Genomic DNA, 13967 nt, shown 5'->3' with positions numbered 1-13967 from the left:
AGAGAGGGGATCAGAGAATGAAAAGAGATGATACGTCAGCACGTAAGTTACAAAATGAGGTGAATTATACAGAGGTTGTTCAGTCAGAAGAATTTCAATTGTTATTAAATAAGAAAAAGAAGTTTATCGTTCCAATGAGTATTTTCTTTTTAAGTTTTTTTATTGCTTTACCTATTTTAACATCGTATTCAAAGGTACTCAATACACCGGCATTTGGTGATGTTACGTGGGCGTGGGTATTTGCGTTTGCACAATTTATTATGACTTGGGCTTTATGTATGATTTATAGCAAAAAGGCGGAATCCTTTGATGAAATCTCGCAAAAAATTCTACAAAATATGCAAAAAGGGAGGGGCTGAACTTGAATACGACTGCATTTGCACTATTTTTAATTATTGTCCTTGGTACGCTCGTCATAACCTATTTTGCATCGAAAAAAACGAAAAATGCGAGTGAGTTTTATACAGCTGGAGGGGGATTAACTGGTTGGCAAAATGGTCTGGCCATTGCGGGAGATTATATGTCTGCTGCGTCTTTTCTTGGTATAGCTGGAGCGATCGCGTTAACTGGTTTTGATGGTTTCTTTTATAGTATTGGCTTTTTAGTTGCTTATTTAGTTGTTCTATACCTTGTCGCAGAACCGCTAAGGAATTTAGGGAAGTACACGTTAGCGGATATGATTGCGGCGCGTTTTGATGCGAAAAAAGTTCGCGGAGTTGCAGCGCTTAATACGATGACGATTTCCATTTTTTATATGATTGCACAATTAGTTGGGGCGGGTGCACTTATTAAGTTATTATTAGGGATTGAATATACGACATCTGTTTTAATTGTTGGTACATTAATGACAGTGTACGTTATTTTTGGCGGAATGACCGCGACGAGCTGGGTACAAATTGTTAAGGCTGTATTACTTATGGCTGGTACATTTATTATTTCTGTTATCGTTTTCGCAAAATTTAATTTTAGTGTGACTGAAATGTTCGCTCAAATGAAAACTGCTACTCCATTAAAAGATTCGTTTTTAAATCCAGGAGTAAAGTATAAGGATGGTCTTGATACGCTATCTTTAAATTTAGGACTAGTCCTTGGTACGGCAGGATTACCACACATTCTTGTTCGCTTTTTTACAGTACGTGATGCAAAAACAGCACGTCAATCTGTAGTATACGCTACGTGGTTAATTGGCGCATTTTATATTATGACAATTTTCTTAGGATTTGGGGCAGCGGCGTTTGTAGGGAATGAGGCGATTATGAAAGCAAACCCTGCTGGTAATATGGCAGCACCTTTATTAGCGAAAGCATTGGGCGGAGATTTCTTATTTGCTTTCGTATCAGCAATTGCCTTTGCAACGATTTTAGCTGTAGTGGCAGGCCTTGTATTAACAGCAGCATCAGCATTCGCACATGATTTTTATAACGAAATTATCCGCAAGGGGAAATCAACGGAAAAAGAGCAAGTATCCATGGCTCGTTATGCGTCTATTGGAGTAGCGGTATTATCTATTATACTAGCGTTATTTGCTCAAACATTGAACGTAGCATTTTTAGTTTCGTTAGCATTTGCAGTTGCAGCGAGTGCAAACTTGCCAGTTATATTATTCACAATATATTGGAAGCGCTTCAATACAACAGGTGCCATTTCGGGTATGATTGTTGGTCTAGTATCAGCCATTGTTCTTGTAGCGTTAAGCCCAAATGTTTGGAACCCTGTAGCTGGAAAAGCTATATTTGTTGGGGAAGCGATATTCCCATATACGACACCTGGAATTATTTCGATCCCGCTCGGATTTCTTGCAGCATATTTAGGAACCGTGTTATCTAGTAAGAAAGAAGATGCAGCGAAATTTGATGAAATTCTTGTGAAATCAAATACTGGTCATGGTATTAGTGATGCGTCTTCGCATTAAAAAAGAGGAGCTTTTCAATAGATAAGAAAAGCTCCTCTTTCTTTTGTCATTTTCTTGTAAATAATACTGCTTTGTAAGTAGGATTTGTCTTAATTTTGTGGAATGAAAATAGCAGGGAGAAATTTAAGTCATCATGGCACCAGCGCAGCTTTTGTGAAAAATAAGTTGTTATGGAAGGTGGAAGAAATGATGAAAACGAAACAGACTGATGAATTATTAGCAAAAGATGAGCAATATGTTTGGCACGGAATGCGTCCCTTTAGTCCAAATAGTACAATGGTAGGGGCAAAAGCAGAAGGGTGCTGGATTGAAGATATACAAGGGAAAAGATATTTAGATGGCATGAGTGGTCTTTGGTGTGTGAATAGTGGATATGGAAGAAAAGAACTCGCAGAGGCGGCATATAAGCAATTACAAACATTATCATACTTTCCGATGTCACAATCGCATGAACCGGCTATAAAGCTTGCCGAAAAATTAAATGAGTGGCTTGGAGGGGAGTATGTTATTTTCTTCTCTAATAGTGGTTCGGAAGCGAACGAAACAGCTTTTAAAATTGCAAGACAATACTATACGCAAAAAGGTGAACCACATCGTTATAAATTTATGTCACGTTACCGCGGGTATCATGGGAATACAATGGCAACGATGGCAGCGACGGGACAAGCACAGCGTAGATATCAATATGAGCCATTTGCTTCAGGATTTTTACATGTGACGCCGCCAGATTGTTATCGTATGCCTGGAATAGAAAGAGAGAACATTTATGATGTCGAATGTGTAAAAGAAGTAGATCGGGTCATGACATGGGAATTAAGTGAAACGATTGCAGCTTTTATTATGGAACCAATTATTACGGGCGGAGGCATTTTAATGCCGCCACAAGACTATATGAAAGCTGTTCATGAAACGTGTCAAAAACATGGTGCCTTGCTCATTAGCGATGAAGTAATTTGCGGTTTTGGACGTACAGGAAAGGCATTTGGATTTATGAATTATGATGTGAAACCAGATATTATTACAATGGCAAAAGGTATTACGAGTGCGTATTTACCATTATCAGCAACAGCTGTGAAAAAAGAAATATATGAAGCATTTAAAGGAAAAGGAGAATATGAATTCTTCCGTCATATTAATACATTTGGTGGAAATCCTGCGGCTTGTGCATTAGCGCTTAAAAACTTAGAAATTATGGAAAATGAAAATTTAATTGAGCGATCTGCACAAATGGGTTCGCTTTTATTAGAGCAATTAAAAGAAGAAATTGGAGAACATCCACTTGTAGGGGATATTAGAGGAAAAGGTCTACTAGTTGGAATCGAACTAGTAAATGATAAAGAGACGAAAGAGCCAATTGATAACGACAAAATTGCAAGTGTCGTAAATGCTTGTAAAGAAAAAGGTTTAATTATAGGGCGGAACGGTATGACAACAGCAGGATATAATAACGTCTTGACATTAGCACCACCGCTTGTTATTTCAAGTGAAGAAATTGCCTTTGTTATTGGAACGTTGAAGACAGCGATGGAACGTATTTAATGAATGAAGCGAGCTGTACTATACAGCTCGCTTTTGTTTATGAGGTGAAATATGATAAATTTTCAAAGAGAGGGGAATTTATTATGAAGAAATATGATTCTAGTCAACATTATCACATCGGATATTATGAAGATGGATATGATTTAGAAGTGACGGCGTACAAAAGAATAAATGAACCAGTTTGGGATGCTTATATTCCGCACTATGAGGTAAACGATTTTTATAAGAAAGTGGAGGAAATGAAGTTAGGTGAATATATAGATAAATATGGCATTATGGTGTATTCATTTAGTAATGATATTGATGATGATGAAGCACGAATTATTTTTGAAAAATGGTTAAAAAAGAACAGGATTGTTTAAAGATAAAACAAAAAAGGAGATTGCTATCTTATAAGATAGTAATCTCCTTTTTATTAAAATTATTTACTTGCTTTCATTGCTTTATCTTTTGCACCAAAAGTGTATTTTAACATTGGTGGTGTAATCATTGTAGTTAAAATAACGACAATAACAATTGCTGTAAAGTAATCTTGTGCTAGTAGTCCTGAAGAAAGTCCTGTTCCTGCAATGATAAGTGCAACTTCACCACGAGAAACCATACCAGAACCGATAATAGCAGAAGACTTAGCATCAAATCCAGTCATTCGTGCACCAACACCACAACCAATTAGTTTCGTTAAGACAGCGATAACAGTTAATGCCAAGATGAACCAAATTTGATCGCCGATACCATCAAATGTAATGTTCATACCGATACTTACGAAGAACACTGGAACGAACATAGCGTAAGCGATTGGTTCTACTTTCTTTTCTACTTCATGTTTGTAGTTCGTTTGAGAAATCGCGATACCAGCTGCGAAAGCACCGATAATACCAGCAATTCCTAATAGTTCGCCGAAATATGCGAATGAGAAACAGATGATAAGAGCCGCGCTCACGATAGACTCAGATACGCGTAGTGGTGATAACCAGCGCATAATCGCAGGAACACCTTTCCATCCGATTAAAATAATAGAAGCGAAGAATACAACTTTCTTCAAGATAACCATTGTTAAGTTAACATCGTCTGTACCTAAGAAGCTCATTGCAAATGCTAATAAAATAACAACAAGAATGTCATCAAATACAGCTGCGCCCAGCATAGTTGTACTTTCACGTGTTTTCATCTTTCCTAAATCGCGAAGTGTTTGTACGGAAATACTAACACTTGTCGCACATAGAAGTAATCCTAAAAATACAGCATTTCCTTGTTCCATTCCCATAACAAGACCAGAAACGTAACCACCTACGAATGGAAGAATGATACCTCCAAGTGCAACAGCTAAAGAAGAATTACGATTTGCGTTTAATTCCTCTAAGTCTGTTTCAAGACCGGCCATAAACATTAAAAGAATAACCCCAACATTACTTAATTGTGTTAGAAGTTCTGAATTTTCAATCCAACCTAATACAGCTGGACCGATAACGATACCGACAATTAATTTACCGAGTACAGAAGGTTGGCCTAATCTAACACTAAGATCACCAGCAAGCTTTGTACTTAATAAAATAAGTGCAATTTGAAAGAAAAATTCGAATTCCATCGGATCCTCTCCTCATCATTTTTATTTTTATCATACGATTTCTCGGAATTTGCCTAATGAAAATATGTAAAACCCATTAAACAAAGGGTCTGATTACAAGTTCTTTTGAACTCGTAATTTGAACCTGTAATTAATATATAATAGATTTTACAAAAAATCAATGAAAAAATGGGAGCTTTTTTACGAAGAACTTGTGTTATTGGGGATATAGGTATAAGAGTAGCATGTGAATTTTATATGTATGAAATAGTATGAAGTCCTTTTCCATTACAAATAATAAAGCCTAAATACGATTTCACGAATTATAACTGTGAAAGGGAGGGCATATAATTTGAATTCATTAAAAAACAACTTGTCTATCGTTGCTTTAGGCGGAGTAAATGAAATAGGGAAAAATATGTATGCTATTCAATATGAAAATGATATTGTCGTTATTGATTGCGGATCTAAATTTCCAGATGAAAGTTTATTAGGAATTGATTTAATCATTCCAGACGTCACATACTTACAAGAAAATAAAGAAAAAATTCGCGGATTAGTAGTAACGCATGGACATGAAGATCATATTGGCGGAATACCATATTTTTTAAAACAACTAAACGTACCAATCTATGCGACGAGGTTAACGTTAGGTTTAATTGAAATTAAATTAAAGGAACATAACCTTCAAAATGATACAGAATTAATCGTTATTCATTCAGAATCAGAAATTGATTTTGGTTCTATTAAGACGACTTTTTTTAAAACGAATCATAGCATTCCAGATTGCCTCGGTATTGCTTTCCATACACCAGAAGGTACTGTAGTACATACAGGTGATTTTAAATTTGATTTAACACCAGTAAATAACCAACAGCCTGATATTCATAAAATGGCTAAAATAGGTAGTGAAGGCGTGCTAGCTTTACTATCTGAAAGCACAAATGCAGAACGACCAGGATTTACTCCATCAGAAAGGTCGGTAGGGGAGCGGATAGAAGAAATATTTATGAAAGCAAATAGGAAAGTGATTATTTCTACTTTTGCTTCTAATGTGAATCGTGTTCAGCAAATAGTTGAAGCTTGTATAAAAACAAATCGAAAACTGGCTTTGCTCGGGAGAAGTATGGTAAATGTAGTAGAAGTTGCTCTAGAGAAAGGGTATCTAAATATTCCAGATGGTATGTTAATTGAAGCAAGTGAGGTAAATCGTTTAGATCCAAAGCAGGTAGCAATCCTTTGTACAGGAAGCCAAGGAGAACCAATGGCAGCTTTAGCGCGGTTAGCTAGTGGAAACTATAGGCAAGTGGATGTTTTACCAGAAGATACGGTTATTATAGCGGCAACGCCTATTCCGGGAAATGAACGTAACGTTTCACGAATTATAGATAATTTATTCGCATTAGGAGCAAAAGTAATTTATGGATCAGGTAGTTCTACTGGAGTCCATGTATCTGGTCATGCGTATCAAGAAGAATTGAAATTAATGCTTGCTTTAATGAAGCCAAAATATTTTATCCCTATTCATGGAGAATTTAGAATGCTACATCATCACAGTTTGTTAGCAGAATCAATAGGTGTTGAAAAAGAGAATATCTTTATCGTTCGTAATGGAGATGTTGTAGATATAAGTAATGAAGTGGCAATTCAATCTAGAAAAATACAGGCAGGAAATATATATGTAGATGGATTAGGAATTGGTGATGTTGGAAATGCCTTATTACGTGATCGAAAACAACTTTCAGAAGATGGAATGCTCGTTATAGTGATTACTTTTAATAAAGCGGATGGAGATATAATTTCAGGTCCGGATATTATATCTCGTGGATTTGTCTATGTTCGTGATTCAGAAGAATTTTTGAAGGAATTAAATAAATTAGCTGTTATTACGATTAATAATTTAAAGAAAGAGAAAGTGAATAGCTGGGGTATTTTGAAAAGAGAAGTAAGAGAAGCTTTAGGGAAGTATATATATACGAATACGAAAAGAAAGCCGATGATTCTTCCTATAATAATAGAGGTGTAATAGTGAATAAAAAGAATTCTCGTATGGGAATTCTTTTTTGTTTTGAAGATAAAATGAACATATAATGAAGTAAATAGGAATGGAAGGGAATAAAAGATGTTATTAAATAAACGTTTTACAATTGGAGAAATGGCAAAAATGCATAATATAGCGGAATCTACTTTACGTTATTATGATGAAAAAGGAATTTTTCATCCGTCCATTGTGGACCCACAAACAAATTATCGCTATTACACAATCGATCAATTTTCACTATTAGATACGATTAAGTTTTTACGCCAATTAAATATTCCATTAAAGGAAATTAAGAAATATATTGATGAAAGAAATCCGGCATACGCACTGAATTTACTGGAAAAACAACAAGAAATGATGTTGAAAAAACAAAGAGAAATTGAGTATGCTTTGGCGAAAATGGAGCATAGAATTCATTTGATTAAGGAAGCAACAAAAGCAAAAGCTGAACAAATGGTAATGAAAGAGATCCCGCGAAGAAAAATTACAGCAATTGCGGTTGCTCCAAATACAACGGACGATATGTTTGAGTACTACATTCATTCGTTGCAAAAAAATATGAGGCAAATGGATGATAGCTTATTTTCTGGAGATATCGGTGTAACTGTTGCGAAAAAAGGATTCATGCAAAATGAGTTTCAAGCATATAGCAGTGTGTTTATTCTTTTGGATTACATGCCTTTTCAAGTACATCGTTCAGATGAAATTAAAGAAGGTATGTTTGCCTGTGTATATCATCATGGGCCATATGAAGAAACTGATGAAACATATAAGAAGTTAATGAAATACATTGATCAAGAAGGATATGAAATAGACGGAGATGCGATTGAGATTGCATTAATTGATTGGTCTGTAACAGAAAATCCAGATGAGCAAGTAACCGAAATTCAAATTCCTGTAGTGAAAAAATAAGGTGAAAACCTTTGAACTGATGACAAATTTACATTCATTAATATAATTCAGTTACCTATTTTTTAATTCTCTCTTGACCTTCAAGTTACTTGAAGGTTTAAACTGTGAACAGAGCGTTGAAAAAAGGAGCAAAATAGTATGGAAGTAACAGAAAAATTAAGAGAAAAACCAATTAAAAGTTTATTTATCACTTATTTAATACCAGCCGTTCTCGGAATGGTATTAATGTCAGTTAATATTGTGATTGACGCGGTTATGATTAGTAGGGGAGTTGGAGCGAACGGATTAGCAGGAGTAAACGTGGCTATTCCAGCGTTTTCAATTTTCTTCTCTATTTCATTATGGATTGGAATGGGCGGGGCAACGTTATATTCCATTGCGCTAGGTGAAAATAAAATAGAAAGAGCAAGGTCTATTTTTACTCAATCCATGACAGTGGCAGTCATTATCGTAGGTATTTTAGCAGCGATTTGCTTATGGAGAATAGAAGATTTAGCGTATTTATTCGGTGCAAATGAAGTGATTTTACCGTATGCGTTAGATTATTTACACGTGTTATTAACATTTGGAATGATATACGTTTTAGAAAATATTTTAAGTACATTTATACGAAATGATGGAAATCCTAATTTAGCAATGGCAGGTCTTGTTGTAACAGCTATATTAAACATAGTGTTTGACTATATTTTTATTTTTATTTTTGGGTGGGGCGTAACAGGAGCTGCTTCAGCAACTATTCTTTCGGCAGCAATTGGTTTCCTTGTATTATTAACTCATTTCTTTAGAAAAAGTAGTATTTTAAAGTGGACGAAATTCCATTTTGAATGGGATACGATTAAACAAATTATGATAATCGGTTTTCCGAGCTTTATAACAGAAAGTACAGTGGCAATCGTAACGATTGGTTTTAATATAGCATTCGTTCAATATGCAGGAGAAGTAGGAGTAGCTTCCTATGCGATGGTAAACAGCATTCATGCGATGACATTACTATTATTCTTCGGTGTAGGTGCTGCATTGCAACCAATTGCTAGTTTCCATTACGGTGCAAATTTATCAGAAAGATTACGTGAAGGATTACAGTTTGCTGTGAAAATTGCAGTTATACTTGGCGGCGTTGCGATAATTGTCGGATTATTCTTCGGGAAATATATTATTGGCCTATTTGATGTCCAATCTCCACAATTATTGGAGTTAACATTAACAGGTATTAGTTTGTTCTTTATCCAATACGTATTTTTAGGCTATAACATTGTGTATGGAGAGTACTTCCAATCAGTACGACAAACGAAGAAATCAATACTGATTATAATGAGCCGAGGGCTACTATTTATTATTCCATTATTATGGATTATGCCAAAGTTATTTGGGATAAACGGAATTTGGCTCGTTATGCCAGTAGCTGAAGTAATAACAGCGATTATCTTATTTACGATGAATCGTATGAAACATCCTGTTCCATTAAACATGGCAGGGGAGAAGGAAGTAATATAATGAAGAAAATCCCCTTGAGCAAGTAAGGGGATTTTTTATTTTTTTAAACTAATAGCAAAAGATCCATCAATTTCTTGAACAGAAGCAAAGGCAACATTTGTAATGTTTGTAATTCCTTTTTCTTTTAATTCTTTATATAACCACTTTTCGTCCTTATGAATTAACTTTAAGTTATCGTATTGAATTTGCGAATCAACAATAAGGGCAATTGGTAATCCAGCATACTTAACATCTATGTTCAAATCTTTCGGAGTTAATGGGACAAGTTCACGCTTTGGTAAAATACTAATGGCTCCATTTGCTTCTAAAATAGCGTATTCAATTTCATGAACACTTGGATATCCTGCGACGCGAAGGTTAGAAAGTAATTCAGCAATGGGATATCTACTTTTTTGTAAGTTCTCAAAAATAATGTCACCATGTTTAATTAAAATAATGGGGTGCCCGAGAATAAAACGATTTAGTTTGTTGAATAGGCTTAATTTTGTAAGTATTAAATGCAAACATGTAATAACGACCATACCGAGAAAAGCTTGCAAAGCACCAGAGACTGGTATGGCCTGAAAAGCTAAATAAGATAAAAAGATAATCGCACCAAAATCATGAGGAGTTAGTTGTGCTAAAGCTGATTTACCAAGCATCTTAAGTGACAGTAAAAATAAGATAAAAAAGAACGATACGTTACATAAAAAGAGAAGCAATAGAGACACTCCTTCGTGCAAAGTTGTACTTACTGTTCCCGAAAGGAATATAAATATTACTTTTTAGAGGATAAATTAGGGTGAATTGGAATTTGTCTGTATACAAACAAATAAATGGATATTATCATGAAAGAAGCAAAGAACATAGGAGTATATGGATATGAAAAAAAAGAAAATAATTAAGTATATGATAGGAATTATAATGGTTTGCGTCGTTTATATGGGGTTTTTACAATATAACATTTATAAGCACGGGCAAATGAATGCCACCTATGATGCGGATTATATCATTGTATTAGGCTCGAAAGTAAACGGAACGAAACCATCGTACTCATTGCAATATCGTATCGATAAAGCAGCTGAGTATTTGAAATCACATAAGAAAGCAATTGCTATTGTGTCTGGAGGGAAAGGAAAAGGAGAAGATATTTCAGAAGCATTAGCAATGAAAAATGAATTAATGAAACTAAATATTGCAGAAGACCGCATTATTATGGAAGATACGTCAACGAGTACAGATGAAAATATAAAATTCTCAAAACCTTTAATTCCGGACAATATGAAAAAAGGAATGATCGTAACAAACGATTTCCATATGTTTAGAGCGAAAAAAATAGCAGCAAAACAAGGTTTACAATTAGATGGTCTTCCGGCCGCAACACCGAAGCGAATTGTCATTCCATCGAATATACGAGAGTATTTAGCTATTACGCAATATTGGTTTATGAATCGAATATAGTGAAAGTGATCCCGCCTAGCATTATAGGCGGGATTTTTTGAGCGAAATCTTACAAATGTGTCATGTTTATGAAAGGTAAAGCGATAGTTTCTAGAGTGGATTCCTGACATAATGAAGGTAACAAAACTATTTAGAGGTGAATCGGATGAAAGGAAATAATATATTATCTTCACTATGTTACTTTAGTATCTTTTTTGCGCCATTTTTATTACCAATTATCGTGTACTTTGTTGCGGAAGATGAAGTGAAATACCACGCGAAAAAAGCATTTTGGTCACATATTTTCCCGTACGCAATTTTATTCGGGGGATTAGCAATATCAGGAATATACGGTTTAGGATTCAATCAATCTGACGGTGCTGGAATTGGAATGATGATCACATATGCAGTGTTCATTCTTGTAGGAATTTATTACTTCATTTGGAATATCGTAAAAGGTATTAAAGTTTTGAAAGCAGCGTAATATGGAATAATTTATTATGAGTTTGTCGTTATTTGTCGGTAAGTCGATATTCCTTGTCGAATCGACGATATATTCGAAAAATCGTTGATATAGTGTAAGGAATCGTTGATATATTGAAAAAATCGACGATATAATTTCATTTACCGTAATAATGTCCGTTTTAAAAAAGAGCAATTCAAAAGAATTGCTCTTTTTGTACTTATAAGTTGTGAATATTGGAAAAGATATGTTAATTTTTCATTAGGAAGAGAAAAAAGGAGTGATTTTCATGAATGAAATGATACATAAAATGGAGCAACACGTTTCAGTTCGTAAATATAAAGAAGAGTCCATTCCGAAAGATGTAGTAGAAAGAATGGTGCAAGCTGGGCAGCATGCTGCTTCCTCTCATTTTGTACAGGCCTATTCTGTTATATATGTAACCGATCAAGACTTAAAGGCTAAACTAGCAGAGTTGTCTGGAAATCGACATGTGAAAGATTGCGCAGCATTCTTTGTTTGTTGTGCAGATTTAAAACGACTTGAAATGGCATGTGAAAAACATGGTACAGAGATAAAGCATGAAGGAGTAGAAGACTTTATCGTAGCAACGGTAGATGCTTCACTTTTTGCGCAAAACTTAGCGTTAGCAGCAGAATCGTTAGGATACGGTATTTGTTATATTGGTGGTATTCGTAATAATCCGAGAGAAGTGAGCGAATTGCTTCATTTACCGGATAAAGTATATCCTGTATTCGGAATGACAGTCGGTGTACCAGATGAAGATCATGGAGTAAAACCACGCTTACCAGTAGCAGCAATCCTTCATGAAAATGGCTATGATGAAAAGAAATATGATGAATTATTAAATGAATACGATGAAACGATGAGCGCGTATTATAAAGGAAGATCATCAAACAAGAAAAGCGTCACATGGACGGAATCGATGAGTTCGTTTATGTCTAAAGAAAAAAGAACGCACATGAAAGAGTTTTTAAATGAGAAAGGATTAAATAAGAAATAAGAAATAAGAAATGAGTAAAAAGGCAAACCTGTGATGTAGGTTTGCCTTTTTTGGAGGAGAAAGGTGATTGTCTTCGAATAAGTATAGGGGGAGGGGATAATATGAAAAAAGCTTTAATCTTTTTATTTGATGGATTTGCAGAATTTGAAGTGAATATAGCGAGTTTATTTTTGATAAGTAAGCAATTTGAAATAATAACAGCAACTGTAGACGGAAAAACAGTTACAGGAGAAGGCGGCTTTTTGTGTCAACCACATGTGTCTATGGAGCATATTGAAGTAGCGGACTATGAATTGTTTATCGTACCAGGCGGACATATTTTTGATCATTTAGAAAATGATCAATTGTTATCTATCGTGAACAAATTACATGAGCAAAATAAATGGATAGCGGGTATTTGTGCAGGGACATCTTTACTACATGCAGCAGGAGTGCTGAATAAGAAGAAATTCTCAACATCATTAACATCAGATGAAAAACAATTAGCGCATTTGCATGAATGGGAATATAAACAAAACAAAGATGTAACTGTTGATGGAAAAATAATAACAGCGGTAGGGTCTGCATACGTTGAATTTGCTACTGAAATAATGAAGCAACTCAATTTATTTAATGAAGCTGAAGCGAAGGAGAACTTGCAATATTTTAAAAACGTAACAGAGACTTGTGGTGGAACGTTAGTATAAGTGAAAATAAAAAGCGGCATAATAGCCGCTTTTTTATCGTTATCATGTTTAAAAATATAACGACGATACTTCATTTAAAACCCATCTGTTATGGCACAAACTAAAGCACCTTCTATAACAAATGCAAACTTTCAATAAGAAGATATATACCTGTGCAGCTCAAAAGAATATACGTAAATATTTTGAAAACTCGTTGATTAAGCCATTTAAAAATAATTTGACCTATATACAAACCTAGAAATACGATTGGAATAGCGTAAAAACTTGATTCCCAAATCGTTTTGTTTGTGCCAGTAAAGAGTATTTGAGTGAGTAGACTAATGAAATATATAAATAGATAAAAAGCTAAAGTAGTTGCTCTTAGCTTCTCCTTTTTCGTATCAGTTCCTGTAAAGTACAGTAAAAGGGGTGGTCCCGGCATACCGATACTTGTCGTTAAAAGACCTGATAATCCGCCCACTAAGAAATCTCTAGATTTTGTTGATTGAATCTTAAAGTTACAGATTAGCATTAATGTTAATAGTAAGAGCAGGATGCTAATTGCTAATTTAAACGTGTTGATGTTAATGGAAATGAAAATGAAAATACCAAAAGGAACACCAACTATACTTCCGAAAATTAATCTTTTCAGTAGAATAAAATCAATGTCCATTCTTATTTTCCAAATGAGTGATATAGAAATAATTAATGATAAAATGATATTTATTTGTATAGCTTCTTGTGGTAGAAATAACATGAGTAAGAAAGGTGTTGCCATAATAGAAAAGCCAAAACCTGTACTTGTTTGTAAAATAGAAGCTACTAATATAATACATATGAAAATGAATATAGTATTCAAAAAAGCCCTCCTACATAATTAGATCCAATACATATTTTAACATAAAGTGAAACTTTAATCAGTGGGGGCTTAATG

The 13967-nt window shown here is 34.6% G+C and carries 14 protein-coding genes; 11 read left to right on the top strand and 3 right to left on the bottom strand.

The annotated features are described in order from the left end of the window. Positions 1-17: 17 nt before the first annotated feature. The 4 genes from AC0L0O_RS16850 to AC0L0O_RS16835 all read left to right on the top strand — a co-directional run bounded on the left by AC0L0O_RS16850 (position 18) and on the right by AC0L0O_RS16835 (position 3813). Entirely contained in the window at positions 18-359 is a 342-nt protein-coding gene (locus AC0L0O_RS16850) for a DUF485 domain-containing protein (RefSeq protein ID WP_000817360.1), read from the top strand. Between the two features lie 2 nt (positions 360-361). Then, positions 362-1912: a solute symporter family protein gene (locus AC0L0O_RS16845; RefSeq protein WP_001098247.1), complete on the top strand. Its 1551-nt coding sequence runs from the start codon at positions 362-364 to the stop codon at positions 1910-1912. A 189-nt stretch (positions 1913-2101) separates the two neighbouring features. Next, the gene (locus AC0L0O_RS16840; RefSeq protein WP_000850949.1) at positions 2102-3451 is read left to right on the top strand and encodes an aspartate aminotransferase family protein; all 1350 of its coding nucleotides are present in this window, start codon (positions 2102-2104) and stop codon (positions 3449-3451) included. Further along, complete coding sequence (locus AC0L0O_RS16835) at positions 3451-3813, top strand: DUF3986 family protein (protein WP_473785891.1); 363 nt, start codon at positions 3451-3453, stop codon at positions 3811-3813. Before AC0L0O_RS16840 ends, AC0L0O_RS16835 begins: the two co-directional genes overlap by 1 nt. Before the next feature lie 59 nt (positions 3814-3872). On the opposite strand, the gene AC0L0O_RS16830 is transcribed toward AC0L0O_RS16835, so the two are convergent. Next, positions 3873-5036, bottom strand: a complete 1164-nt coding sequence (locus tag AC0L0O_RS16830) for a cation:proton antiporter (RefSeq protein WP_000393898.1) — start codon at positions 5034-5036, stop codon at positions 3873-3875. 331 nt (positions 5037-5367) lie between these two features. Here AC0L0O_RS16830 and AC0L0O_RS16825 point away from each other — a divergent pair, with 331 nt between their 5' ends. The 3 genes from AC0L0O_RS16825 to AC0L0O_RS16815 all read left to right on the top strand — a co-directional run bounded on the left by AC0L0O_RS16825 (position 5368) and on the right by AC0L0O_RS16815 (position 9462). Then, positions 5368-7041 (top strand): ribonuclease J, encoded by a 1674-nt coding sequence (locus AC0L0O_RS16825; protein ID WP_001086708.1) that lies wholly within the window; start codon positions 5368-5370, stop codon positions 7039-7041. A gap of 96 nt (positions 7042-7137) precedes the next feature. Beyond that, complete coding sequence (locus AC0L0O_RS16820) at positions 7138-7968, top strand: MerR family transcriptional regulator (protein ID WP_000925918.1); 831 nt, start codon at positions 7138-7140, stop codon at positions 7966-7968. A 138-nt stretch (positions 7969-8106) separates the two neighbouring features. After that, entirely contained in the window at positions 8107-9462 is a 1356-nt protein-coding gene (locus AC0L0O_RS16815; RefSeq protein ID WP_000454044.1) for an MATE family efflux transporter, read from the top strand. Positions 9463-9497: 35 nt separating this feature from the next. Here AC0L0O_RS16815 and AC0L0O_RS16810 read toward each other — a convergent pair whose 3' ends face one another. Then, entirely contained in the window at positions 9498-10163 is a 666-nt protein-coding gene (locus AC0L0O_RS16810; RefSeq protein ID WP_000923933.1) for a DUF421 domain-containing protein, read from the bottom strand. A gap of 160 nt (positions 10164-10323) precedes the next feature. On the opposite strand from AC0L0O_RS16810, the gene AC0L0O_RS16805 reads away from it, so the two are divergent. The 4 genes from AC0L0O_RS16805 (at position 10324) to AC0L0O_RS16790 (ending at position 13054) form a co-directional block, all read left to right on the top strand. Further along, entirely contained in the window at positions 10324-10902 is a 579-nt protein-coding gene (locus AC0L0O_RS16805; protein WP_473785890.1) for a YdcF family protein, read from the top strand. A gap of 145 nt (positions 10903-11047) precedes the next feature. Next, positions 11048-11365 carry a magnetosome magnetite crystal formation protein family gene (locus AC0L0O_RS16800; RefSeq protein ID WP_000678040.1) on the top strand — a complete coding sequence of 106 codons (318 nt, stop codon included), beginning with the start codon at positions 11048-11050 and terminating at the stop codon, positions 11363-11365. Between the two features lie 268 nt (positions 11366-11633). Beyond that, positions 11634-12368: an oxygen-insensitive NADPH nitroreductase gene (nfsA, locus tag AC0L0O_RS16795; protein WP_473785889.1), complete on the top strand. Its 735-nt coding sequence runs from the start codon at positions 11634-11636 to the stop codon at positions 12366-12368. 101 nt (positions 12369-12469) lie between these two features. Beyond that, positions 12470-13054, top strand: coding sequence for a type 1 glutamine amidotransferase family protein (locus tag AC0L0O_RS16790; protein WP_473785888.1), 585 nt, complete (start codon positions 12470-12472; stop codon positions 13052-13054). A 112-nt stretch (positions 13055-13166) separates the two neighbouring features. Here AC0L0O_RS16790 and AC0L0O_RS16785 read toward each other — a convergent pair whose 3' ends face one another. Then, on the bottom strand, positions 13167-13892 hold the full coding sequence (locus tag AC0L0O_RS16785) for a sulfite exporter TauE/SafE family protein (RefSeq protein WP_342377360.1): 726 nt from the start codon (positions 13890-13892) through the stop codon (positions 13167-13169). Between the last annotated feature and the right edge of the window lie 75 nt (positions 13893-13967).

The sequence above is a fragment of the Bacillus sp. GS3m_15504 genome (assembly GCF_055825275.1).
This window is presented reverse-complemented; position numbering and strand designations above follow the sequence as displayed.